The 25224-nt window shown below is 34.8% G+C and carries 23 protein-coding genes, 1 pseudogene and 1 CRISPR repeat array; of the genes and pseudogenes, 19 read left to right on the top strand and 5 right to left on the bottom strand.

The features are described from left to right. Position 1 precedes the first annotated feature (1 nt). Positions 2-3906: direct repeats of the CRISPR family, unit length 36 nt; unit sequence CTACAGAAGAAGTTCCAATAAAACAAGGATTGAAAC. Positions 3907-4583: 677 nt separating this feature from the next. From APF76_01425 to APF76_01395, 7 genes are all read left to right on the top strand, one after another. After that, positions 4584-5237 (top strand): branched-chain amino acid ABC transporter permease, encoded by a 654-nt coding sequence (locus tag APF76_01425; GenBank protein KUO50869.1) that lies wholly within the window; start codon positions 4584-4586, stop codon positions 5235-5237. Beyond that, positions 5230-5547, top strand: coding sequence for a branched-chain amino acid transport (locus tag APF76_01420; protein KUO50867.1), 318 nt, complete (start codon positions 5230-5232; stop codon positions 5545-5547). The genes APF76_01425 and APF76_01420 overlap by 8 nt, the downstream gene beginning before the upstream one ends. 100 nt (positions 5548-5647) lie before the next feature. After that, positions 5648-6079 (top strand): hypothetical protein, encoded by a 432-nt coding sequence (locus APF76_01415; protein KUO50866.1) that lies wholly within the window; start codon positions 5648-5650, stop codon positions 6077-6079. 217 nt (positions 6080-6296) lie between these two features. Beyond that, complete coding sequence (locus tag APF76_01410) at positions 6297-6758, top strand: thioredoxin peroxidase (protein KUO50865.1); 462 nt, start codon at positions 6297-6299, stop codon at positions 6756-6758. A gap of 469 nt (positions 6759-7227) precedes the next feature. Continuing rightward, complete coding sequence (locus APF76_01405) at positions 7228-8565, top strand: ATP synthase subunit J (GenBank protein KUO50864.1); 1338 nt, start codon at positions 7228-7230, stop codon at positions 8563-8565. A gap of 10 nt (positions 8566-8575) precedes the next feature. Continuing rightward, the gene (locus tag APF76_01400) at positions 8576-9220 is read left to right on the top strand and encodes a potassium uptake system protein (GenBank protein KUO50863.1); all 645 of its coding nucleotides are present in this window, start codon (positions 8576-8578) and stop codon (positions 9218-9220) included. A gap of 19 nt (positions 9221-9239) precedes the next feature. Further along, positions 9240-10685, top strand: a complete 1446-nt coding sequence (locus APF76_01395; GenBank protein KUO50862.1) for a potassium transporter — start codon at positions 9240-9242, stop codon at positions 10683-10685. 126 nt (positions 10686-10811) lie between these two features. Here the strand turns inward: APF76_01395 and APF76_01390 are convergent, their stop codons facing one another. From APF76_01390 to APF76_01380, 3 genes are read right to left on the bottom strand one after another with little or no spacing between them, the layout of a single operon-like run. Next, positions 10812-11900 (bottom strand): hypothetical protein, encoded by a 1089-nt coding sequence (locus APF76_01390; protein KUO50861.1) that lies wholly within the window; start codon positions 11898-11900, stop codon positions 10812-10814. Positions 11901-11905: 5 nt separating this feature from the next. Then, on the bottom strand, positions 11906-12790 hold the full coding sequence (locus APF76_01385; protein KUO50860.1) for a hypothetical protein: 885 nt from the start codon (positions 12788-12790) through the stop codon (positions 11906-11908). Continuing rightward, complete coding sequence (locus APF76_01380) at positions 12790-13164, bottom strand: GntR family transcriptional regulator (GenBank protein KUO50859.1); 375 nt, start codon at positions 13162-13164, stop codon at positions 12790-12792. The genes APF76_01385 and APF76_01380 overlap by 1 nt, the downstream gene beginning before the upstream one ends. 385 nt (positions 13165-13549) lie before the next feature. On the opposite strand from APF76_01380, the gene APF76_01375 reads away from it, so the two are divergent. Then, positions 13550-15070, top strand: a complete 1521-nt coding sequence (locus APF76_01375) for a hypothetical protein (GenBank protein ID KUO50858.1) — start codon at positions 13550-13552, stop codon at positions 15068-15070. A gap of 17 nt (positions 15071-15087) precedes the next feature. On the opposite strand, the gene APF76_01370 is transcribed toward APF76_01375, so the two are convergent. Then, positions 15088-15807 (bottom strand): phosphate propanoyltransferase, encoded by a 720-nt coding sequence (locus APF76_01370; protein ID KUO50857.1) that lies wholly within the window; start codon positions 15805-15807, stop codon positions 15088-15090. 271 nt (positions 15808-16078) lie between these two features. Here APF76_01370 and APF76_01365 point away from each other — a divergent pair, with 271 nt between their 5' ends. The 9 genes and pseudogenes from APF76_01365 (at position 16079) to APF76_01325 (ending at position 21232) form a co-directional block, all read left to right on the top strand. Beyond that, positions 16079-16597, top strand: coding sequence for an NAD(P)H nitroreductase (locus APF76_01365; protein ID KUO50856.1), 519 nt, complete (start codon positions 16079-16081; stop codon positions 16595-16597). A 75-nt stretch (positions 16598-16672) separates the two neighbouring features. Next, the gene (locus tag APF76_01360) at positions 16673-17074 is read left to right on the top strand and encodes an ArsC family transcriptional regulator (protein ID KUO50855.1); all 402 of its coding nucleotides are present in this window, start codon (positions 16673-16675) and stop codon (positions 17072-17074) included. Positions 17075-17178: 104 nt separating this feature from the next. Continuing rightward, positions 17179-17466 (top strand): hypothetical protein, encoded by a 288-nt coding sequence (locus tag APF76_01355; GenBank protein ID KUO50854.1) that lies wholly within the window; start codon positions 17179-17181, stop codon positions 17464-17466. Between the two features lie 28 nt (positions 17467-17494). Continuing rightward, positions 17495-18565, top strand: coding sequence for an arsenic transporter (locus APF76_01350; GenBank protein KUO50853.1), 1071 nt, complete (start codon positions 17495-17497; stop codon positions 18563-18565). Positions 18566-18589: 24 nt separating this feature from the next. Further along, on the top strand, positions 18590-18967 hold the full coding sequence (locus APF76_01345) for an ArsR family transcriptional regulator (GenBank protein ID KUO50852.1): 378 nt from the start codon (positions 18590-18592) through the stop codon (positions 18965-18967). Between the two features lie 116 nt (positions 18968-19083). After that, a pseudogene (locus APF76_01340) lies at positions 19084-19215 on the top strand. Positions 19216-19280: 65 nt separating this feature from the next. Continuing rightward, positions 19281-19847: an RNA polymerase subunit sigma gene (locus APF76_01335; GenBank protein KUO50851.1), complete on the top strand. Its 567-nt coding sequence runs from the start codon at positions 19281-19283 to the stop codon at positions 19845-19847. Between the two features lie 79 nt (positions 19848-19926). Next, positions 19927-20361 (top strand): hypothetical protein, encoded by a 435-nt coding sequence (locus tag APF76_01330; protein KUO50850.1) that lies wholly within the window; start codon positions 19927-19929, stop codon positions 20359-20361. Between the two features lie 265 nt (positions 20362-20626). Then, on the top strand, positions 20627-21232 hold the full coding sequence (locus APF76_01325) for a hypothetical protein (GenBank protein ID KUO50849.1): 606 nt from the start codon (positions 20627-20629) through the stop codon (positions 21230-21232). A gap of 234 nt (positions 21233-21466) precedes the next feature. Here the strand turns inward: APF76_01325 and APF76_01320 are convergent, their stop codons facing one another. Next, positions 21467-21958 carry a GCN5 family acetyltransferase gene (locus tag APF76_01320; GenBank protein KUO50868.1) on the bottom strand — a complete coding sequence of 164 codons (492 nt, stop codon included), beginning with the start codon at positions 21956-21958 and terminating at the stop codon, positions 21467-21469. A 149-nt stretch (positions 21959-22107) separates the two neighbouring features. On the opposite strand from APF76_01320, the gene APF76_01315 reads away from it, so the two are divergent. Together APF76_01315 and APF76_01310 are read left to right on the top strand one after the other, a co-directional pair. Continuing rightward, complete coding sequence (locus tag APF76_01315; protein KUO50848.1) at positions 22108-23010, top strand: hypothetical protein; 903 nt, start codon at positions 22108-22110, stop codon at positions 23008-23010. A 116-nt stretch (positions 23011-23126) separates the two neighbouring features. Then, positions 23127-25016, top strand: coding sequence for a hypothetical protein (locus APF76_01310; GenBank protein ID KUO50847.1), 1890 nt, complete (start codon positions 23127-23129; stop codon positions 25014-25016). Positions 25017-25224 lie beyond the last annotated feature (208 nt).

Here is a 25224-nt window from a genome sequence, read left to right as displayed (position 1 = left end):
GCTACAGAAGAAGTTCCAATAAAACAAGGATTGAAACATGTATTGGGAGAGTAAGAGAGAAGTCAATATTGTGCTACAGAAGAAGTTCCAATAAAACAAGGATTGAAACGAGAATATAAACAACCTACACAAACTCACATACACCCGCTACAGAAGAAGTTCCAATAAAACAAGGATTGAAACTTTCTAGCTCAATATCCTACATATTAGAATTGATACTGGCTACAGAAGAAGTTCCAATAAAACAAGGATTGAAACTAATGTTCCTATCTGTGCTGTTATAGTCTTGTATTAGCTACAGAAGAAGTTCCAATAAAACAAGGATTGAAACCGATAAACAGAACTCACCTAAAGAATTAAGGCATCTTGCTACAGAAGAAGTTCCAATAAAACAAGGATTGAAACTCTTTTTTTAGAAGGGAGACGAAACAATGCCTACAAGCTACAGAAGAAGTTCCAATAAAACAAGGATTGAAACCACTACTAGGTCCCATTTTTTCCAACAAGTAATTTTGCTACAGAAGAAGTTCCAATAAAACAAGGATTGAAACGCAGGAACATGAAAAACATTATTGACGTGGCCGGCGGCTACAGAAGAAGTTCCAATAAAACAAGGATTGAAACCAGGAGTAGAAGCCGCAGATGATGCACAGGTATTTGGGCTACAGAAGAAGTTCCAATAAAACAAGGATTGAAACGAAAGTATAAAGTACCCAAGCGGAAGATAAGGACACTGCTACAGAAGAAGTTCCAATAAAACAAGGATTGAAACTTTTAGTGCCAGGAACAGTCTTGATATCTCCTTCAGGCTACAGAAGAAGTTCCAATAAAACAAGGATTGAAACCAGGTTGATGGGGCAAGTCCATTCAACAATGCGTTGCTACAGAAGAAGTTCCAATAAAACAAGGATTGAAACACAATTGGGGTCTTAATTACATCACCTTGAAACTGTGCTACAGAAGAAGTTCCAATAAAACAAGGATTGAAACAGATTCACACAAGTGGCAGACCTTCAGAAATAAGCGCTACAGAAGAAGTTCCAATAAAACAAGGATTGAAACATTTCTTAGGAGAAGGGGTTAACTCCCGAGAATTGTGACGCTACAGAAGAAGTTCCAATAAAACAAGGATTGAAACTGTAATGCCAATTGGTATAGGCAAAGCCATTTTAGGCTACAGAAGAAGTTCCAATAAAACAAGGATTGAAACCCATTATCAATGGGAAATTCAACCCCGTACATCCTATGCTACAGAAGAAGTTCCAATAAAACAAGGATTGAAACATAATTGCAGATATAGTATTACGGTTAACACCAACTGGCTACAGAAGAAGTTCCAATAAAACAAGGATTGAAACACATTGTCACTCTTAATTAAGACTGCGTAGTCAATGCTACAGAAGAAGTTCCAATAAAACAAGGATTGAAACCGGATACCAGAGCAATGTTCCAGGCTCGACTTTGTTTGCTACAGAAGAAGTTCCAATAAAACAAGGATTGAAACTAGGCTGTTTTAAGGCTTATCTTGAAGTTGGCTTGCGCTACAGAAGAAGTTCCAATAAAACAAGGATTGAAACCCACCTCACACTACTATACCGCTTAACTGGCTCCATGCTACAGAAGAAGTTCCAATAAAACAAGGATTGAAACACACTCCATCAACCCATGCGATAACTTCCGTAGCGCTACAGAAGAAGTTCCAATAAAACAAGGATTGAAACACTTTAGTAGGGGAATCTTACGCGGGAGACCAAAGGCTACAGAAGAAGTTCCAATAAAACAAGGATTGAAACGTATAAGTGGAAACACTCCTGGTTATCCTGTTTACAGCTACAGAAGAAGTTCCAATAAAACAAGGATTGAAACATGAACCCTGGTTACCTAGCTGTAAATTATTAAGAGCTACAGAAGAAGTTCCAATAAAACAAGGATTGAAACGGATTAACCCCCTTTCAATCCCAAGTTTCAATTCTGGCTACAGAAGAAGTTCCAATAAAACAAGGATTGAAACGATATAGCCTCTCTTTTTAGTTCCATATCTCCACAGCTACAGAAGAAGTTCCAATAAAACAAGGATTGAAACTCTAGGATGTCGTAGCTGTGGTTACATTCGATCATTGCTACAGAAGAAGTTCCAATAAAACAAGGATTGAAACATGTTCCTCATGCAATGACTTTCATAAGACAATATCGGCTACAGAAGAAGTTCCAATAAAACAAGGATTGAAACTACTTATCCTCCTTAGGCTTGTCCGGTGCCCTCGGGGCTACAGAAGAAGTTCCAATAAAACAAGGATTGAAACAAAAATTTGTTGCACTATGCCAAAGCGTCACACCATGCTACAGAAGAAGTTCCAATAAAACAAGGATTGAAACTTTAGGTAATAGTACCTAGATAAACCTGATATAGTTGCTACAGAAGAAGTTCCAATAAAACAAGGATTGAAACCCTATTCCGCCACTAACCACATTACTGTATTGTAATGGCTACAGAAGAAGTTCCAATAAAACAAGGATTGAAACATTTTAGCCATTTTGCACCACCTCAAATAGCTCTTGCTACAGAAGAAGTTCCAATAAAACAAGGATTGAAACATAAATGCTTATCTCCGGCAGAAAATGGCGGATTCAGCTACAGAAGAAGTTCCAATAAAACAAGGATTGAAACTGTTCTAAAGCATGGCAAGTATTACACAATGTAACTGCTACAGAAGAAGTTCCAATAAAACAAGGATTGAAACATAAATGCTTATCTCCGGCAGAAAATGGCGGATTCAGCTACAGAAGAAGTTCCAATAAAACAAGGATTGAAACTGTTCTAAAGCATGGCAAGTATTACACAATGTAACTGCTACAGAAGAAGTTCCAATAAAACAAGGATTGAAACATAAATGCTTATCTCCGGCAGAAAATGGCGGATTCAGCTACAGAAGAAGTTCCAATAAAACAAGGATTGAAACGAACAATCTGCCATTCTGTGGCTGATTTATAAGCTGCTACAGAAGAAGTTCCAATAAAACAAGGATTGAAACAGCATGATAGCCGCAGGAGTTACATTTGATACTAGGCTACAGAAGAAGTTCCAATAAAACAAGGATTGAAACAATAAGGTAGCCGAGGCCATAGCTAGGGGGGTTATGGCTACAGAAGAAGTTCCAATAAAACAAGGATTGAAACAAATTGCTTGCTTTTGATCTAGTAATTCATAAAATTCGCTACAGAAGAAGTTCCAATAAAACAAGGATTGAAACTGTACGTATTAAAGATTGCAAACTATTTTGATGTTGCTACAGAAGAAGTTCCAATAAAACAAGGATTGAAACTAAACAAATGGAACATTGAAATCTTTGAGTCCTCTGGCTACAGAAGAAGTTCCAATAAAACAAGGATTGAAACATTTTCAAAGAACAATCTATAAAATAATAGGGGCGGGCTACAGAAGAAGTTCCAATAAAACAAGGATTGAAACAATAAGGTAGCCGAGGCCATAGCTAGGGGGGTTATGGCTACAGAAGAAGTTCCAATAAAACAAGGATTGAAACTCCAAGGTATATCTGCTTCTTCCCAGGTTAAATTTGCTACAGAAGAAGTTCCAATAAAACAAGGATTGAAACTGACCTAAGAGATAAACGCTCAGAGGCTGGCAAGAAAGCTACAGAAGAAGTTCCAATAAAACAAGGATTGAAACTTCGCAACTCTCAGAGTGATAAAAAAGGCTAACCTAGCTACAGAAGAAGTTCCAATAAAACAAGGATTGAAACATTAAAGAGCTAGGTAGTACCAGTTTAAAGGGTATTGCTACAGAAGAAGTTCCAATAAAACAAGGATTGAAACTTTCTCTGGCATTTGGTAGACACTAACGCTGAGCAGCTACAGAAGAAGTTCCAATAAAACAAGGATTGAAACACTACAAGTCTATCAATCTTTGCTTGTGAGTACTATCCGAGAAGAGAATGTGCTAAGTTTGGGTAAATGTTACACTTCCTTCCATCCTCCCTGACTGGTGTAATTCCGAGCAATATTCCATGCTAGGTTGTAGGTAGGACAATGTACGATTAGCTTCCTCGTGTTCGTTTTAATCAATGTTCATTTGCTGAGCTTGATTTGTTTGGCCACAACGTCTACATGCTGATTTTTTTATTAATACAGATTTGCCTCAGGTTGGTGCCAATATGTTTTCCCCACATCTCCCTCTTTCCAAGATTTTTTCTATGTTCATTTTTTCCTACTTCGATTTAAAAATCTGACTACACCTTTTGGATAGTATAGTGTACAAAAGTTAATTTAAATATGCTAATGTGATGATTTTTATATTATAATAAACTATAAATTATACTCCATATTATGCTTATTTTACATTCCACAGATTAACTTTTTAGGGTTTCTATCAGAACATGTTATCGGTATGGTTTATATTGTTTAGGCTATTGATGTTTTGCGACATAGACAGATTTTTTAGCGTCGAGTGGAATTTTTCTAAATTCACTTTCGGGCCTCAGAAAATAGCGGTGGTTAGTTATCAAATGAAATAAGGGGTTGTTTTTAAGGTGGATGAAAATATAGAAACTATAAAAACTGGATTTATGGAAGCTTTGCCACTAGCAATCGCTATTGCGACATATGGTTTATCCTATGGCGTACTCGCGAATCAAGCCAATTTTAGCTTAGTGGGTGTAGTGGCAATGTCTTTGTTGGTGTTTTCCGGGTCTGTACAAATGGTAGCCGTCGCAATGTTGACTACGGGGGCAAGTGTGGCAAGTGTTCTTTTTACCTCTGTTTTATTAAATTTACGTAATTTGTTATACGGAGCTGCCCTTGCCGAAGGTCTTGCTCCTGCTAAAAAGTGGAGATGGTTGTTATCTTTTGGTGTGTCAGATGAGCCTTTTGTTTTGGGCAGTTCAAGGTTTAAAAAACATGGACCAGATCCTCTTTATTTTGGAATAGTTATTGGTACTTTCTATATTGCTTGGGCTTGTTCTTCGTTCATTGGAGCCCTAATTGGAAACCAAGTTGATCCGCAAAAATGGGGTTTAGACCTAGCATTTCCAATTACTTTTGTAGCCCTTCTTATCCCTAGTCTTAAAGGAAAACCAATAATTGCAACCGCGTTCGCTGGTGCGATGATAGCAATCTCGCTCGAATATTTAATGCCTGGTAATGAATTTACGATCATTATTACTGGTGTTTTAGCACCGCTTGTAGGTCTTTATTTAAAGAGGGGGGCTCAAGATGCTTAATCATTGGATTCTAATAGGATTACTTTCCGTTACTACTTATATATCACGCATCATCGGTGTCGAAGTAATGGCAGGACGAGAGATGAGCCCTACCTTGCGCTTATATTTTAATTACGTGCCAATTGGAATAATAGCGGCACTTATTATCAAACAAATCTTAGTTCCAACGGATGGACAACTAGTTATTTCAATTCCAGTTCTTATAGGCTGCCTTGCCACAGCAATAGTAATTAAGAAAGTAAAAATCTTTCTTCCTTCTGTTGTGATTGGAGCAATTATTGGATTGTTAGCTCGTTATCTTTTGAACTGAATTTCTGAGCTGATCTGCAGTATCTATAAGAAACTTTATTGATTAGATTAACGTCTATATAACCATAAATCAATGCTCCATATGTTAGGGAGAGGACAACTTGAATAAACGAAAGAAAAAATTATTTTTTTATATCCTAGTAATTTCGATGCTATACTTACTTTATTTAACAAGTCAGTGGCATATATTACCTTATAATATAAAACAAATAGATATATACAAGGCAACAAGTTTTGAAATTGATAATATTAATGATAATAATTTAGTAGTGTCTTTAAAAGGTAAATCAATAAAAACTGTAACATCATCAATTAACGCAGCAGGTAAAATGCAAGGGCAAATGGATGTAAGATTTCCTGATTATATTGTCAATGTTGTGTACAAGAATGGAACTGTAAAGACCTCATATCTCTGGTTAGACGATAGTGATGGGAAGGGTATGTGGATGAATAGTACTGATACTGGAACAGGATATAGTATCAGTAATACACAAAAGTTACAAAAAATTATTTTACAAACAAAGTATATGTAACTCAGTTGAAATGAATAGAGACAGCGTTCACTAAAGTGATGCTATTTTAAATACTTGTAATGAATCCTCAAAATGGAGGATTTTTTTATTTGGATGGTAATATAACTGTTATTATTAATTTCTGACTTTAAGTATATAGGCTAACAGATATACTTATAATATTAGAATAAATAGGGATCTAAATAAATTCAAAAAGAAGAAATGAGGGAGGACTTCTGTGAATCCAATTGCAGTAGGAGTTGACGCACCGGACTTTACTGTAAAAGATAATAAAAAGCAAAACATTACTTTGTCTGCATTTAAAGGGAAAAAAATACTTCTTTCCTGGCATCCTCTGGCATGGACGGCAGTTTGTACTGATCAAATGAGAGCCTTAGAAAATAATTGGCAAAATTTCCAAAATCTTAACACCGTTCCCCTGGGATTTAGTGTAGATTCCCAACCATGTAAGGAAGTATGGGCAACAGTACTTCTGATTAAAAATGTTAGTCTTCCTGCTGATTTTTGGCCCCACGGCAAAGTAGCCAGGGACTATGGGATATTTAACGAGACTAAAGGAGTATCTGAACGGGCTAATATCATCATAGATGAAAATGGAAAGGTGAAATGGGTCAAAGTTTATCCATCGGGACAGCTACCAAATATCAATGAAGTCCTACAAGTTTTATCTAGTGGTTGATCACAGATCCCTTGCACTTATGACATCAAGTGTTGTGCGTCTTTTTCCTTCTTGAGTCAAAAGGGACAGTTCTTTTTGACTCATTTTATTTTTTTTATATAACCAGTACTGCATATTCTCTGTAAACTGCTAAGTTAGTAAACAGACGTTGCTCCTATATGGGGCGTGGGCTGAATTCTACATGCTATGGTATAATGCAAGTTGAGAAATGAGTATTGACATACCAGATAATCTGCCGGTTGTACCATTTATTGCAGTTAAAGAGCAGTTAGCAGCACTTGAATTTATGGAAAAGGGTATATGTAACGCTAATCCATTACGATGATGGAGCAAGAAATCTTGGTGTAGAAAAGGATATTGAAAGATTTACATAAAGAAAGTTCTTCAATAGATAAAAAGTAAACATTTCCATTTTAAAGGTAATATGATAATCTAGGAATAATACTTTTATCAAGGATATGCTGTAGATATGAAAACCACTCATTTAGGTTCAAATTATATACAATTTAATCCAGCGAAAGTTTTAGCACTAAGCTTTATTGGTATAATTATTATAGGGTCGGTTTTATTAGCCTTACCCATTTCCACAAAGGATTTAGCTGGCATCCCTTATATAGATGCATTATTCACAGCTACTTCTGCAATATGTGTAACAGGTCTTGTTGTTGTAGATACTGCAGATGCATTTTCTATATTTGGACAGGTTGTTATTATGGTTTTAATACAAATAGGCGGACTTGGATTAATGACATTTGCAATACTTGTTGCCATGGTACTCGGCTTGAGAATATCCTTTACACAAAGGTTAATTTTACAGGAGACATTTAGCCGCAATTCAGTTCAAGGTGTTGTAAATCTGTTAAAGCATGTGTTAGTCATAACATTCATAATGGAATTACTTGGAACATTACTGCTGGCTTTTCATTGGTATCCTGAGATGGGACAAAAGGCTTTCTATTATGGCTTGTTTCATACTATATCAGCATTCAATAATGCTGGTTTTGATTTATTTGGAAATAGCTTGGCAGGGTTTAAAACTGATTTCATGACAAACAGTATAATAATGGTCCTGTTTATTTTTGGAGGATTAGGATTTTTTGTTATATCAGATTTATATACTCAACGATCTTTAAAAAAGATATCGTACCATAGTAAGTTAGCAATTATATTTTCTGGTGTTCTAATAATTACTGGTTTTTTAATTATTTTTCTATTAGAATATAATAACCCTGATACTTTAGGTGCTCTTAGTATAGGCGAAAAGGTGATGGTAGCATTATTCACCTCAACCACAACTAGAACAGCAGGCTTTAGTACCCTTGATATTGCAGCTTTAAATCAGGCTAGTCTACTATTAATTCTATTATTAATGTTTATTGGTGCATCTCCTGGTTCAACTGGTGGTGGTGTAAAAACAACTACTTTTGGTGTAATAGTGTCATCAACCTTGGCCGGTATCTCTAACAAAAAACAATCAATACTGTTTCATAGAGCCATCTCTAATGAAATTATTGTTAAGTCGCAAACAATAATTTTTCTATCAGTCTTTCTGATATTTCTTGCTACTTTCATCATGAGTATTTATGAATCAAATCCATTTATGGAAATCTTATTTGAAGTAGTATCCGCCTTTGGTACTGTAGGACTGTCGACGGGGCTTACACCCGAATTGTCGCTTCAGGGAAAATTGGTTATTATTTTTACAATGTATACTGGAAGAATTGGACCGTTAGCTCTGTTTTATGTTTTGAGCAGAAACTCTAAGGAACTGGTGAAATATCCTACTGGTAATATAATGATAGGTTAGGGGGGTAAACATGGGAAGTTTTGCAGTTATAGGATTGGGTAGATTCGGAGAGAGTGTTGCAAAAACACTAGTTTCTCTTGGACATGAGGTTCTTGGGATAGATATAGCTGAGGAAAAAGTTCAGGAATTGTCTGAACATTTAACACAAGTAGTAATTGCTGATACAAGGCATGAAGATGTACTGAAAAAATTAGGTATAAGAAACTTTGATGGAGTTGTAATTGCGATTGGACAGAACATAGAAGCAAATATACTAACTACTATTATTGTAAGTCAACTGGGCACCAAAAATATTATTGCTAAAGCTCAATCTGATATTCATGGAGAGGTACTTAAAAGAGTGGGTGCAAATAAGGTTGTCTTCCCTGAAAAGGACATGGGGCAAAAAGTAGCACATAGTATAGTATCTGGAAATATACTGGACTTTATAGAGCTTTCTTCCAAGCATTCCATAGCTGAGTGTACTGCTCCAATTAACTTTATTGGAAAAAGCCTTGGAGCTTTAGATTTAAGGGCAAAACATGGCATAAGTGTTCTGGCCATCAAGAAAGGTGACAAAATAATTGTGTCTCCCGGGGCCGGTAACTTAATAGAAGAGAATGACTTGCTAGTTATTCTAGGTTGTAATGAAGATATTGATGTATATATTGGATAAACATTAGGAGTTGAATTAAATGAGATGGAAAGTAGTTTTAGCTTCATTGTCTAGGCTCTTGATAGTTGTTGGCCTGTCAATGACAATTCCACTAATCTGGTCGATATATTTTAATGATGGAGCATGGATGTCCATTATATATTCAATGGTTATTACCATTGGAAGCGGACTTATTGTATATGTTTTATTCCCACTAGAGGATATACGTTTACGATACATAGAAGGCTATTTAATTGTAACATGCGGGTGGTTAGCAGTAGTGCTATTTGGAACGTTACCCTATCTACTTTCAGGAACCATGAATTTCACTAATGCAATTTTTGAAACAATGTCTGGCTTTACAACTACTGGAGCTAGTATTCTAACTGACATTGAATCTATGCCCGAAGGGATACTTATGTGGCGTTCTTTAACTCAGTGGTTGGGTGGCATGGGAATAATAGTCTTGTTTGTTGCTTTGGTAGCCCACTTTGGACAAGGTGCAAACAAAATTTTTGTTGCTGAGGCTCCGGGACCTGTGGTGGAAAAGCTAACACCGAGGATAAGTGATACTGCCAAGAACCTTTGGAAGTTTTATATGATTTTTACGTTAATACAAATAATACTATTAGTACTAGCAGGGATGACCTTTTTTGATTCAATGGCCCACACATTTACTACCATTGCTACTGGTGGTTTTTCTACCAAAAATGCTAGTATTGGGTTTTATTTAGATAATGCACTAATCCAGCTTATAATTACTGTGTTTATGTTTTTAGGAGGTGCAAACTTTGCTCTATATTATCTAGTATGGAAAAATAAAACTCTCAAGATTTTCGTGAGGAATGAGGAATTCAGGCTATATTGTAAGATTGTAATTATAGCCACATTGCTTGTAACTATTAGTCTGTATCTAGCAAGGCCTGGGGAGCATGGGATACTCCCAATTACAGCCTTGTTTCAGGTCGTATCTATTTTAACTACAACGGGATTCGCAACAGTAAATTATGATACCTGGCCAAACTTTGCCAGAAATGTAATGTTTATTCTGTTATTCATTGGAGGTAGTCTAGGGTCAACCGGAGGCGGGATAAAAATAGGTCGTTTTCTAATATTGATCAAGTATACAATATCAGAGCTAGTACGTTCTATTCATCCCAGGTTGGTGAGAAGTATAAAAATAAATGGGGTCTCAGTTGACGATAAAATCGTAATTAATACTTTTATTTTCTTTTTTGTATATCTTAGTATCGTAGGCATTAGTACCATAATAATGTCGAGCTTCGATTTGGATATTGAAAGTGCCAGCACCTCTGTATTAGCCTGTATAGGGGTAATTGGACCAGGATTTGGATTTGTTGGTCCAGCCACGAATTATGCTGAGATACCTATTCTAGGTAAATACTTTCTTACATTTCTGATGCTAGTGGGTCGTCTGGAAATATTTACAGTACTAGTTTTATTCTATCCTAGGAACTGGTCTTAATATTATGAAGTATATCCACCACTACTGATATCTTTAATAGTCAAAAACCAGGCTTCGATTACCTGAGATGGACCAAGTAGCCTGTAATAATAGGCTACTTGGTTATATTTTTTAGAGTGAATTCATTTAGTCACGTACATAAGCGAGTAGTGAATAATTGCTATTAGTGGCATCATCAAAGGTGAGGGAGTAGCTCCACATACCTGGGGTTAATGGAATGGTAACTAGGTCGTTGGTCGTGCCAGATGCTGCATACACAATCTCCCCAGAGGGGGATGTTAATGTAAATGTTAGGTCACCTTCGCTGACTTGAGATCGCCACAGCAAAACCAAATCCTGATTTCCCTTACTTATAATATTTTTCTCCTTTTCTCCATCTTCAAAATAAGCAAAGCGTCCATGGTCATTAACTCTAATGATATCTGAAGCATTAGTTAGCCTATTAATGCCAGTATAAAAAGCCAATGACAAAATGGTCAGGCAGCAGACCAAGAATACAAAACCTTTAAAATGCAGAATAGGTCGAGAATGGTGTATTTCTGCTTTTGATAATATCTTGATGCTTAAGAATGTTGAGGTAACAATAATTGTCATCATTAGAATATTAATAAAAGTGTATGATCCACCCCATATATAAAAGTGGTAGATTTCATTTATCAATAAGATTGGAACAGAAATAACTAGAGAAATGAATCCCAAACCCCATAATACACCCCATCGATAGAAAACAGCACTTATTAAAAAAGTAATACTAGAAATCATTAAGAGTAAAAACAGGTTCAAAACGGTGATTGGAACTAAACTACCCCAGGAAGTTATAATTGTTCCCATGTAAACTTGGGGCAGCTCTTTACTTATAATTCCTGTGATGCCAATTAGAAAAGAAAATATGATTGAAAGAAATATGACATATAAAATATTATTTGCTGTAGCTGTATATACAATGTCTTTTCTTCTACTACCAAAGGTCAACAAATATGGAAAAGAGCTTATACCCATAGCAGGAATAGCAATGAGCATTCCTAATAAAAAACCAACTATTGGCGGTAATATAGAAATAATGGAGACAAACTCAATGGAGCCGTTTACAAAAATAGAGACCCCGAGTTGGATCGTTAGGTTAACAAATAGTATAGTAAAGAAAAAAAGGAAAAGGATACGTTGGGTTTTCCAATACACCCAGAAATGAGATTTATATAAGTTAGTATTTATCATTGGGGTTACCTCCCTGAATTAGCTGTTAGATGAACGAACAGCTGTTGTAAAGTGAGACTACGCAACTCAAGACCAGCATGAGTCCATGCTGTTTTTTCTTGCTCTGAAATCTTATCAAATAGAGCATATGATGCTCTGTGGCCAAATAACTCTCTATGAATAACCCGTTTATTTCCCAACCTTGATTCCAGTTCATCTTTATCACCGAATACTATTAGAGATGATTCCTCTAAGGTTTCCATAGGTTCGTGTAATACAATTTTACCTTGATGTAGTATAATCACATCTTCAAAGAGGTTGCTCGCTTCATCTATTAGATGAGTTGAAAAGACAATTGTCCTAGGATGACGGCCGAAATCCTCAGCAAGAACATCATAAAATTCCTGCCTAGCTGAAGCATCTAAACCACTATAAGGCTCATCAAGCAAGGTGATAGGTGCGCGACTTGCCAGACTAATGATTATAGAAACCATGGACAGCATACCTGTAGATAGATTTCTATAAGGTTTTTTTATGTCTAAAGAAAAAAGCTCTGTAAGCTGCTTTGCAAGTTTCTCGTCCCAGTTAGGAAAAAACATTGCTGCAGATTTTAGAAAATCCTTAACCTTAAAGGTTTTAATATACTTGTTATTGTTTAGAAATAGGCCGATATAGCATATTTGACTTAAAGCATTGTTGTTTTCATATAAACTTTCTCCCCTTATACTTATAGAACCATTTGAAGGAAGTAACTGAGCAGCTAGTAGGTGCAACAGGGTTGTTTTGCCAGCACCATTACGCCCCAAAAGACCATAAATCTTATTTCCGTCAAAGGATAAATTAATATTTGCTAAAGCAGTTGTTGTACCAAATTTTTTTGTTAAATTATTTACCTCTATTGCTGATTTCATTATAACTTACTCCTTTCGTAATTTTCGATCATCAATATTACATCATCAGGCGAGATACTCAACTTTTTTGCCTCCAGTAAAGTTTTTATAACGTAGTCATTAAAAAATGATTCTCTTCGTTTTTGCCGTATGCTTTGCACAGCACCTTCGGCAACAAACATTCCAAGCCCTCTACGCTTAAATAGTATTCCTTCATCAACCAAAAGATTGATTCCTTTACCAGCTGTTGCTGGGTTGATGTGGTATATTTTTGCAATCTGATTTGTAGAGTAAGCCTGATCACCCTCTGCAAGTCTACCTGTCAGGATATCATCTTCAATACCTTCTGCTATCTGCAAATATATCGGTTTTGGATTTTCATTTGATAAGAGCACTTTCTCACCCCTGACGTCATTGGTTAGTTACTTATGTAATTAACTATACAACAGATTAAGTTATAAAGCAAGACCTATTATTGAAGTAAGATCTTAATTCAGGGGGAGATTATACTCCCCCTGAATTTTAGAGCTACGAATGAATGACTTAGTTGGCGTTGTACTCCCACTTACGCCAGTATAAGTTAATTCTTGGAATGGAATTTTACTTATACCAGTGCAACGCTAGAAGATGGGAGACTTACGCCAAGTTAGTCAGTTAAAAATATATTAAGCACTCGCTGATTTTACAGTTGGCAACAAGTGGTGCACTAATACAGGAATATGAGTACTAAATGTCGAAAGGTTTTTCGTTGAAAAAGTCTTTAAAACAAAGGTGAGATTCATGAAAAGAAGTCGTGGCCTACTAATAGCAAGTATACTAATGGTAGTTTTCATTATTCTGGTATCTGTTTTTTATGGTAATTACCGGAATACTATAAAAATAATTGAATCTGAATATGATTCAAAACACACTTTAGTTGAAGAAAGTATTTATAATACTATTAAACATGCGGACATGGTTGGTCAAATTATAGATGACGCATTAAATGAGCAAATGAAGGGTTATTCCTTGATAATGCTGGATAAATACAACCAAGACACAGACATATTAAACTGGGATTTAAAAGAATTAAAAAACCAGTTTAATGGTTTTGAAATATACATTATTAATCAGGACCTGACAGTAGTTAAGACAACTTTTGAGGTAGACCTTGGACTTGATTTTAAAGAGTTTCCTAGTTTTAGTAGATTACTTGATAATCGCTTGCAGGGTAATTCTTTTATAGCAGATGGACTAGATATATCTACAAATACTGGGGAATTAATGAAGTATAGCTACATGCCCACTCCTGATCATAAATACCTTTTACAGTTGAGCGTAAATATAAATAGAAGGTTTCCTGTAATGAATGATGTTGATATTTTTTCTGTCGCAAATGGTTTGCAGAATCAGTATCCATCTGTAGAGGAAGTATCTATCTTCAAAATGAATGTTTCTGGGAATGGTATCTTAAAAATATCAAAAAACAAGCCATTTTATAGTACTGTTAGAGATGAGCAGAAAGAGATCCTTATTCAAAAAGCATTGGATTCTAGAGAAATTCAGAAGAATACTCTTTCAAGTGAAGGTTCAGAAATAAAATATACTGAAAAATATATACCTTATATTAATCATCAGCAGGATGGAAAATCTAGTTGGTGGAATTCTCATGTAATTGAAATTAAATACAATGGTGGCATAATGCTTAACTATATTAGCAAGGAGAGGAACTTCTTTTTGCGAAGTATATGGGCAATTTCAATAGTTTATTTTGTACTTGCCTTTACTGTATTATATTTGATTTATAAGTTGGAATATATGGCTTATTACGATCATCTCACAAACTTACCAAACAGAAAGCTATTTGAAGAGTATATTAAGCAAAAGGTATTGGATACAAAAAGAAGCAAGACAAAATTAGTGGTTCTATATCTTGATCTTAATAACTTTAAAAAAATAAATGATCAACATGGTCACAATGTTGGGGATAAATTACTTCAAGAAGTTGCTCGTGGTCTCAAAAACAATTTAAGAGAATCGGATATCATTTCAAGGTTAGGCGGAGATGAATTTACTATTTTGTTATCAGGTATACAAACCTCAGATGATGCTTTAAGAGTTGTCCAAAAAGTTAGTGATTTTTTTAGTGGTCCAATATATGTAGATGGGCATGAACTTAATATAAAATCAAGCATTGGAGTTAGTATTTACCCAGATGACAGTAGCAAACCTGAAATACTAATGCAAAAAGCTGACCTAGCAATGTATCAGGCTAAGAATCAGGGTCTTGATTACATGGTTTATACCAACGAGATTGAATAGAAGGGCTAAAGAAAAAATTAGCCCTTTAACCCCTTAAGCATTTCCTCCATCAATGATATCCTTTGCTTTTCATCTTCAATGATTGTTGCGACAGATTGCTCTAGTACTCTTAATTGGCGTTCGTCAAAGGCGTTAATTATTTGTTCAAGCCTTAGCTTTTTATCATTTACATGGAAAAGGGTTACTTCATCACCAGTTTTTATGTCTGCGGTATTAGCTTCATCTGTGTCCAGGTGAATTTCTGTATGGGTATTTTCAGGAGCTATTCTAACCACAACAAAGTCAAAAACCAAGCTGCGTTTACCTTGAACAACAACCATTGCATAGTCTTTATGCTTAAACCCAAACTCCTCAGCATCTCTCTCGGTCATATGTATATGCCTTTGAGCTACTATTAATCCATCTTTTAATATCACACTTCCGTTAGGACCTATTAAGGTTGCACTTCCAGAACCTTCTAAATCCCCCGACAATCTGGTGGGTGGGTTTAACCCAAGTTTAATGGCATCTGTTTTCGACAGCTCTACCTGGGTATGCTCCCTAGGAGGGCCAATGATTGCTATATTTTCCACCTTTCCCTTTGGGCCCTCCACCGTTATGCGTTCTTTACAAATATACTGGGTAGCAATGGACAAGTAGCGCACAGGAGTCAATTCGTACCCTACGCCAAATAAGAGCTCCATATCCTCTATTGATAAATGTATGTGTCTGGCTGAAACACCAACTGTAATTTTCATCGTTACCTCCTTGATTTCTCTACTTTAATATATTTTAACCTATCCGTAGCGATAGTAAATACTGGATTATTAGTATTCGATAATATTATGGTTTATATCTATAGTTAAAGGCGTAATCTTTTATTCTAGGAATAAAAATGAAGGTATTAGATAGCAAAAAACGAAATAAAAATTATTGTTAAAAAAATAATGGACAGGGGGATGATAACTATAGTTGCACAATTTCGAGTATAAGTCAAATATTTATAATACTGAGAAAGGAATGGTATAAATGCTTGAATTATTAAAAACACGAAGAAGCATAAGAAAATATCAAAAGAGAGAGGTTGAAAGAGAAAAGCTTGATATCATATTAAAAAGTGCTCTATTATCCCCATCTTCTAGAGGAAGGAAACCTTGGGAGTTTATTGTGGTAAGTAACCCCGAGGTCTTAGGCAAATTATCTCAATGCAGAGAGCATAGTTCTCGTTTCTTAGCAGGGGCTCCCCTGGGGATAGTTGTTGTAGCTGATCCTACAGAATGTGATGTTTGGATTGAGGATACTTCCATTGCGGCCATTATCATTCAGCTTACCTCCCACTCAATTGGCCTTGGTTCTTGTTGGATACAGGTTAGAGAAAGAATGCATTCTGAAATTAAAAAAGCCGAAGATTTTATCAAGGAGGTTTTAGAAATACCAGAAAAATACAGCGTGGAGTGTATTATTGGCATTGGCTATATTGGGGAAGATAAAGAATCCCACTATATGGATACTTTACCAAGTCATAAAATTCATTATGATAAATATTAAGATCTTGTATTTATAGGGAAATTGAATATCAAATATTGTTGATCAGACCAACAATACTACTAAAGAGGTGAGTTAATTATGAAAAAAGTAGCTTTTGTGTGTATTCACAATTCTTGTCGTTCTCAAATGGCTGAAGGATGGGGCAAGAAGTTGGGAGAAGGATTGATAGAAGCATATTCTGCTGGTACTGAAAACTATCCTGAAGTAAAGCCTCTTGCTGTGGAGGTTATGGAAGAAGCCGGAGTTGATATGAGTGGACATTATCCCAAACTATTAGCTGACATTCCAAAAAAAATTGATGTTCTAATAACGATGGGCTGTAACGTTGAATGTCCGTATATACCTTGTAGGTACAGAGAAGACTGGGGTTTAACTGACCCTTCTGGTGGCCCAATTGAAGATTATAGAAACACTCGAGATATTATTGAGGAAAAGGTTAAGTATTTATTAGAACGAATAGAAAAAGATATTTTATAGTCCTAATAATCATAGATTTCTTGGTTGACAAAAGGCGTATAGCATAATATCATACTATATATGAGTATAAACGAATATATACATGTTCACTTAAGGTGGTAAAGATGAAAATTTCTATTGAGCCTGCAGCAATGGAGTATATTAAGAAAAATGGAGGTGCTGTTTATTTAGCGTATCGTACTGCCGGGGGTGGATGCTGCGGTGGCAAGGGTATTTTAATTCCGGATATTTTTTTAGGAATTCCCAAGGGAGAGCCAAGCCATTATGAAATTAAATGTATCTTTGATATATCAGTATATTACAGTAATGACATAAAAGCTTTAAAAGAACTAAGAATTAATTTGGAATCATTTTTAGGGCTTAAGAAATTATCAATAATAGGAATTGAATAAAAAATATGGTATAGGGAGGATAAAGACTATGAGTACTGAATCAGCGGCAGAAAAAGCTAGGGATTTAGGGTTTTTTGAAAGGTATTTAACAGTCTGGGTCTTGCTGTGCATGGGCATAGGAATAGGTTTAGGTGCTCTATTTCCAGAAGCAGCTGAAGTTATTAATAGCTTAGCAATAGAACAGGTTAACATACCAATTGCAATACTTTTATTTTTTATGATGTACCCAATTATGGTACAAATTGATTTTAGACAGGTTGTAGAGGCTGGGAAAACTCCTAAACCTGTCGCATTAACTTTAATAGTTAACTGGGCAATCAAACCATTTACGATGGTGTTTTTTGCGTGGCTATTCATGAGGGTTATCTTTGCACCATTTATTCCTGAAAATATGGCCGATGAATATATGGCAGGGATGATTTTGCTTGGTATTGCACCATGTACTGCAATGGTTCTAGTTTGGAGTTACTTAGCTCGGGCTAATATGGGGCATACCCTTGTTATGGTGGCAGTAAATTCATTAGCAATGTTATTTCTATTTGCTCCCCTTGGAAGCTTCTTATTAGGTATAAGTGATATTGTAATTCCATTTGCGACGTTAGCATTATCTATCCTATTTTATGTAGGTATTGCGTTAGTAGCAGGATATTTTACAAGGACTCAATTAATAAAATCTAGAGGTATAGAATGGTATGAAAGTGTATTTCTAAAATATACTGGAAAGATATCTATGACAGCTTTACTTCTTACATTGGTCACCTTATTTATGTTGCAAGGTTCTGTAATATTGAGCCAACCCCTAGTTATATTAATGATTGCTGTCCCACTTACAATTCAAACCTTCTTTATATTTTTTATAACCTACGGAGCAGCTAAAGCATTAAAGCTAACCTATGAAGATGCAGCACCATCCGCAATGATTGGTGCCAGCAATCACTTTGAAGTAGCTATTGCAACAGCAGCAACTCTCTTTGGAATTGCATCTGGTGCATCCTTGGCGACAGTTGTAGGTGTATTGATTGAGGTCCCTGTTATGCTTATCCTAGTTAGAATTTGCTTAAGGACAAAGCATTGGTTCCCAAGAAAATGGGCAAAGTAAAAAGGTAAGTGGAGGTGGATTATCTTGGAACTGGTACAAATAATAAAGGCATTAGCTGATGAAACAAGGCTAAGAATATTAAATCTATTAAATCAAGAGAAACTATGTGTATGTGAGATAGAGTACCTTCTAGAAATAAATCAATCAAATGCCTCAAGACATTTGAATAAACTATGGATGTTAAAGCTCATAACCAATGAAAAAAAAGCCCAATGGGTGTATTACAAGATAAATCAAGACATATTAAAAAAACATGCTTTTATTAAGGAAATATTAGGCAAGGACTTTAATAAAGAAGTGCAATTCATAAAAGACAATGAAAAGCTTAAAGACTACAAAAAAAGTGGCTTAAACTGTGAAAGCATTAAAGAAATGATGTGTTCAAAGAGTGCTACTCAATAAAATGAAACTTCATAAATATATATATAACATAACAGATAATAAAAAATAAAAAAATGACTCTAATTGACCCTTTCATGAGTAGAAATTACTTGTTTAAAATGGAGGAATTAAAGATAATGAAACTAGAATTTTTTGAACCACCAATGTGCTGTTCCACAGGTATTTGTGGTCCTAGTGTAGATGAGACTCTTGTAAAATTAAAAGAGAATATAGATTATTTAAAGAAGAAATATAACGGGCTTGGGATATCTAATGAATAGATTTAGCGGTTTTGGTGCATACCTAAATAATAATATTTCAGAAGGTGATATATATGTGCCCAGAAGAATTATGGAACACTTATAGTTCAAAGCTTAAGGCCTATATAATGAGACATATTTCAGATAATTATGAAGCAGAAGATATACTTCAGGAAGTAGGCATTCGCGTACAAAAAAATGCAAGTAAAATTAAGAATATAACGAATATCGAAGCCTGGTTATATCGAATAACAAAAAATCTTATAATAGACCATTTTAGGGGAGCAAATAAGTACTCATTGATTGAGAATGTTGATGAAGTATTTATCCCAGTTGCCTTAGAACACGAGAATTACAATAAAGAAACTGCAGATTGCTTGCTAAAGCTTGTTGAATATTTACCTGCAATATATAAAGAAGCAATAATAGAATGCGACTATAAGGGTAAGAAGCAAAGCATATTAGGTCAAAAATGGGGTTTAAGCAATTCGGGAAGTAAAGCTAGAGTTCAGCGAGCCCGAAAGAATTTAAAAGCTGTGCTTCTTAGTTGCTGTGAAGTAAAATCAGACAATGCAGGAAATATAATAGAGTTTCATAATAAAGACAATGTCAAAACTGAATTTTCATGTATAAAATGTTAAAAAAGTGAGTCCTTTTGCTAAAGCCTCCGTCTTACTATATAGAAACACTTTTAAATAATATAAATATGGGGGTATGAAAATGAAAACACTTAAAATTGAATGGAAGCACCTTGATATGGAAGGGGAGACTTGCAACCGTTGTTATGATACGGGTGAAAATCTTAATCAGGAAGTAAAAAGATTAAACAGATCCTTGCAACCACAGGGTATTGAGGTAGAATGGTTCGAGACCAAACTTGATGATACCCTAATTACTCAATCAAATACTATCCTCTTGAATGGAGTTCCCATAGAAGATATTTTGGATATAGAGGTATCAGAAAATTACTGTGATTCCTGTACAACTCTGCTTGGAAGTGAAACCTACTGTCGAACAGTAAAGTATGATGGTAATGAATATGAAGATATCCCTGCAAAGGCTATCCGTGAGGCGGTACTTAAGGTATTAAATTTAGAAGAAGTAAAGGCACCAGTAGAAAATTCTGGTTGCGGGTGTAACAAGGGTTGTTGTTAATGCAAAATAAATAGGGTAATGATTAAATTGGGCAGGTAGAGTATACCTGCCTATTTTTTTTATCATAGCAACATTATCAGGTGTGCTATTTTCAGTTTTGAATTCCTAACGACCTATCAGAATAGATATTTACTTTTTTAGCTCCAGAGGCATATACATATTTATTAAGAAATAATTCTAATTAGACAAATATAAGAAAATCCAGGTAAGGATGATTGCTAGACAAACATAGAATTTTGAAACATTGATATATGGGGGTAAATACGTGTTCATAAAAAATGAAATAGAACTACAATCTATAATAAAAGATGGCAGGTCAATTGAAGTTGAGTTAAAAACTAAGGTGCCTCCTATTGAAGAGTTAGCGCGAACTGTTGCTGCCTTTGCTAATACACAAGGTGGTGTTATATTATTTGGAGTGGGTGAAAATGGGCACATATATGACACTCCCAATGGTAGTGTAGGAAAAGTTGTTGAAGGAGCGAAAAGGCTCTTATCACCTGTTCCTCCCCTAGAACTTACTGAGATATATTATGATGGTAAAAGGATATCTGAACTCTTTGTTAAACCAACTGTCCAAGGTCCTGTCTTAATAAAAGGAGCAGCATTAAAGCGTGTTGGTTCACAAATTCAGCCAGCTGATAAGGAAAGAATAATATCATTGCTTTCACTAAAAGGTTTACCCCAAGAAGAATTGATGACAATACTTGAAACATTGGCTGAAGCAGTTTCTAAACAAACCATTGAGATTGAAAGACTGCGTAAGCAACAAGAACTTGAGAACAAATGGACAGCGAGATTAGGTGCATGGATCTGGAGTGGCATAATAGGGGCAATCATTGGATATATCTTTGGATTATTTTTCATATAATGTAAATTTAACTAAACAGCTACAAATATGGAGAATGAAGGAAAATGTAGAATATTGACTACTTTAAACCAGCACTTATGTTACTGTTAGCCTTGGTGTAACAAGCATTATCTCTAATAAAAACTCCTTGCCAAAAGACTTAATTCTGGCGGCAGATAAAGCCTTATATTTCGCAAAATCTGCAGGAAAAAACCAGGTAAAGCTGTATGGTACTGAAATATAAATTCCTGTTTTTTATTCTAGTTCAAGGTACATTTCATACCATACAGAACCCCCGTGTTGAGATATGGATATTCCCTTATCTATAAACCCAAATTGCTCATAATATTTTCTTAATGGTTCCTTGCAGGTAAGCAAAATAGTATTTCTACGATCCTTTCTTGCTACTTCGATAAAATGCTTCATTAATTCTTTAGCGTAACCTTTCCTTTGATATTTGGGATGTACATCCAGGCCAAAGATAACTAATTTTTTACCGGTAGGCATATGAAGATCCATGGTCTTGAAAAAGTCATCCTCTACATGGTTGCTATTGGTTAATCCCCCATTAATAAACCCTATGACTTCATTATCTAATTCAGCTACAAAAAAGCCTTTTGGAAAAATTGCAATTCTTTTTTTTAATACGCTCCTTGGTGCTGCTTCTGTAGCTGGAAAACAAGTGGCTTCTATATGGGCAATTGAATCCAGATCCTCTGGCAAAGCATTTCTTATTTTTAGGTTAATCAATTTAAGCACCCCCCCTCTAAAACCATTATAATATAAAATAGATTATGATCAGCTAAGACCCTACTGCAAGCAATGTGAAATACATTGCGTTATGATATAATTATTTTGCTATAATTTCAGTATTTTTGTAAGGAGGTAGATTGCTAATGACAATTGATGTGAAGCTTGCCTCGATACGAAAATTAAAGTTTATGGATAATATTGATCTATTTAAGTGCCCAGTATGTGGACAGGAAATGAAGTTTCATAATTATAACACATTAACCTGTATAGACAACCATTCCTTTGATTTGGCAAAAAAAGGATATGTAAACCTGTTATTAAATTCTGTTAAAACGGAATATGGCAAGCAGATGTTTGAATCAAGAAAAGTGGTATCTGATAAGGGATTCTTTGATACCATGATTGATAGGGTAAGTAATATGCTTGCGGAAGAAATATCTAAAATGCTTTTTACCGATGTCAAGATCTTAGATGCTGGATGCGGAGAAGGAACTCATTTGGCGCAAGTCTTAAAAAACCTTAAGAAGCGAACCTGTGTTAATTTACAAGGTATTGGTCTTGATATTTCCAAAGAAGGGATACAGATTGCTGCTAAGAACTATCATGAAATTATCTGGTGTGTTGCAGATTTAGCTAGAATTCCTGTTAGGGATAGACAATTTAACATTGTTCTAAATATTCTTTCTCCTGCTAATTATAAAGAGTTTAATAGGATTTTGCGTGATGATGGTATACTCGTTAAAGTAGTACCTGGAAGCAGTTATCTTAAAGAATTACGAAACATTTTTTACGAGGATGATAAAAAAGCATATTCAAATGAGGAAGTCATAAACCACCTTGCTAATAACTTTAACATTTTAGACATTCATGATGTATCATATGAGTTTGAAATTAACAAAGAAGAGGAACTAGAAAGTATTATTAAAATGACCCCGTTATCATGGGGGGTCACAAAGGAAAGGATTTTAAAAGCCTTCAATGAAATAAATAAAATAACTGTAGATTTGCAAATTGTTTTTGGTTCCAGAGTTGCCACTAAACCTTAAGGCACTTACCTGCTCAACAGTTTGATTTGTGTCATATGGAACTTATTTGTATATCTATGATATAATAATATGGCTTAATGTTGTATTTTAATAAGACATCGAGGAGGGGGGAGACGATGCTAAATCAATTATTTTCCTGGAGAAATATGTACAGGGATATAGGATTGTTTTCTATAGGCATATTCATTAAGCTTTTAATAATACACAATTTAATGGGCATTAGTGATGGTTTTTGGTTAATTAATGCTAAAAACTTCTTGGCAGTAATTGCAATCTATTGTTTAGCAAGTTTAGCTAGTAATAGAATGCGTATGTTTTTAGCAATAAATATGATTTTATCTTCTATAATTTGCATTGATATTATATATTATAATTATTTCTTTACATTAGCACCTGCACATAGTGTATTTCAGGTAGGGCAGTTGGGAACTGTGTCTGCAAGTATTTTTTCCCAACTACGACTACAGTATTTATTGTTTTTTACAGATACTATCTTATTGTGGAGATATTACAAAAGCTACAGTAAGGAAAAAGGTAAAGAGGTAATTATTCCTAATCAAAAGGCAAAACTAATAATTGTATTGGTATTTTTCATATTGACCCTCTCAACACTAGGATTGAATTACAAAACAGCTAAGGATACTGAAGGTAACTACACCCCACATAATTTAGGGGTTATAAATTATCATTTATATGATATTGTAAACCTATTTACCAAAAGTACTTTAGATAATGATAATGCAGAGGCACTAGCTGAAGTAATTACAAGTGATAGTGTACCTAAAACAGGATTTAGAATAGCAGAAGATAAAAACGTTATAGTAATTCAAGCAGAATCGGTGCAGAGCTTTGTGATTAATCGAGAAATCGACGGGCAAATGATAACGCCTGTGTTAAATGAGCTTATTAAGAATGATAGTACGTATTTTAGCCGATTTTATGAGCAGGCAGGTTGGGGCAACACCTCTGATGCTGAATTTGTATCACATAATGGATTTTATCCATCCACCAAAAACTTTAGCTATAAATTGTATGAGGAAAATGATTTTATCACATTACCAATGTTATTAAAAGAAAGGGACTATAGCACTATAGCTTTTCATGGTAATGTGCCAGATTTTTGGAATCGGAGCACTATATATCCATCACAAGGCTTAGATAAGTTCATTAGTTTGGAAGACTTTGAACAAGATGAATTGATCGGTATTGGTTTAAGCGATGGATCACTTTTTAGACAATCTATTCACTATTTACAAGAGCTTACAAATCCATTCTATGCATTTTATATAACTTTAACTTCTCACCATCCATTTACTATGGAAGAGCAATATAAAGGTTTAAATATAAGTGGACCCTATAAAGATACAGTATTAGAGGACTATTTACAGACAATACATTATTTAGACAAAGAAATAGGTAATTTCATTGAAATGTTAAAAGAGGAAGGCCTGTATGAAGATTCAATTATTGTTATCTATGGGGACCATCAAGGATTAGACATGCGAAATGAAGAAATTAATGATCTTTTGTCTTCTTTCTTAGGAAAAAGCTATCAAGAAGATGAAATGTTTCGTGTACCATTAATTATCCATATGGAGAATAGTACTCTGCCAAAAGAGATAAGTACTGCTGGCGGGCAAATTGACTTTACCCCAACCATAGGGAATTTGTTGGGAGTAAAGATAGAACCGGATAAAATATTAGGTAAAGATTTATTAAATATAGAGCAGGGCTTTGTAGCAAAGCAGGTACATGTAGCGAGAGGTTCTTTTATTGATGATGAAAAAATATTTATTATGTCCAATGATGGTATTTTTGAAAATAGCATAGCATGGAATATACAAACGCGCGAAGCTGTTGACATAGAAGAATGTAGAGCAGGATATGAAAGAGCTTTAGCAGAGGTTAACTTATCAGAGTATATCTTGGAAAATAATTTAATATCTATGGTAAAAGAAAAAGGTTTAGAATATATTATTGATAATCGTAACCAGAATAAAGAGTAACCTTTATACCTCAGTCAGAACAGCTTTGATAGACTTTTAGGCTGTTCTGATTTTAGTTAGCCAACAATTACTTCAAAGACTTCCTAATAAGGAGGTTTTTTTATACAAAAGGTATTGTAAAAAGGTTAAATATGAATTAAAATGGATACATAGATTATCTATGCATAGGGTAACAATATATAGATTAACAATGCATATATTAAACTTG

It is taken from the genome of Desulfitibacter sp. BRH_c19, from assembly GCA_001515945.1.
Taxonomy (GTDB): Bacteria; Bacillota; DSM-16504; order Desulfitibacterales; family Desulfitibacteraceae; genus Desulfitibacter.
The sequence above is the reverse complement of the archived record's forward strand: the minus strand, read 5'-3'. Positions and strand labels throughout refer to the sequence as shown.

What these genes read in the sequence shown, in the direction of transcription:
- APF76_01315 (KUO50848.1), top strand. Translation starts at nt 22,108, where the DNA reads ATGACAATTGATGTGAAGCTTGCCTCGATACGAAAATTAAAGTTTATG.
- APF76_01355 (KUO50854.1), top strand. Translation starts at nt 17,179, where the DNA reads ATGAAAATTTCTATTGAGCCTGCAGCAATGGAGTATATTAAGAAAAAT.
- APF76_01370 (KUO50857.1), bottom strand. Translation starts at nt 15,807, where the DNA reads ATGAAAATTACAGTTGGTGTTTCAGCCAGACACATACATTTATCAATA.
- APF76_01425 (KUO50869.1), top strand. Translation starts at nt 4,584, where the DNA reads ATGGAAGCTTTGCCACTAGCAATCGCTATTGCGACATATGGTTTATCC.
- APF76_01405 (KUO50864.1), top strand. Translation starts at nt 7,228, where the DNA reads ATGAAAACCACTCATTTAGGTTCAAATTATATACAATTTAATCCAGCG.
- APF76_01420 (KUO50867.1), top strand. Translation starts at nt 5,230, where the DNA reads ATGCTTAATCATTGGATTCTAATAGGATTACTTTCCGTTACTACTTAT.
- APF76_01375 (KUO50858.1), top strand. Translation starts at nt 13,550, where the DNA reads ATGAAAAGAAGTCGTGGCCTACTAATAGCAAGTATACTAATGGTAGTT.
- APF76_01330 (KUO50850.1), top strand. Translation starts at nt 19,927, where the DNA reads ATGAAAACACTTAAAATTGAATGGAAGCACCTTGATATGGAAGGGGAG.
- APF76_01335 (KUO50851.1), top strand. Translation starts at nt 19,281, where the DNA reads ATGTGCCCAGAAGAATTATGGAACACTTATAGTTCAAAGCTTAAGGCC.
- APF76_01400 (KUO50863.1), top strand. Translation starts at nt 8,576, where the DNA reads ATGGGAAGTTTTGCAGTTATAGGATTGGGTAGATTCGGAGAGAGTGTT.
- APF76_01395 (KUO50862.1), top strand. Translation starts at nt 9,240, where the DNA reads ATGAGATGGAAAGTAGTTTTAGCTTCATTGTCTAGGCTCTTGATAGTT.
- APF76_01350 (KUO50853.1), top strand. Translation starts at nt 17,495, where the DNA reads ATGAGTACTGAATCAGCGGCAGAAAAAGCTAGGGATTTAGGGTTTTTT.
- APF76_01365 (KUO50856.1), top strand. Translation starts at nt 16,079, where the DNA reads ATGCTTGAATTATTAAAAACACGAAGAAGCATAAGAAAATATCAAAAG.
- APF76_01310 (KUO50847.1), top strand. Translation starts at nt 23,127, where the DNA reads ATGCTAAATCAATTATTTTCCTGGAGAAATATGTACAGGGATATAGGA.
- APF76_01390 (KUO50861.1), bottom strand. Translation starts at nt 11,900, where the DNA reads ATGATAAATACTAACTTATATAAATCTCATTTCTGGGTGTATTGGAAA.
- APF76_01385 (KUO50860.1), bottom strand. Translation starts at nt 12,790, where the DNA reads ATGAAATCAGCAATAGAGGTAAATAATTTAACAAAAAAATTTGGTACA.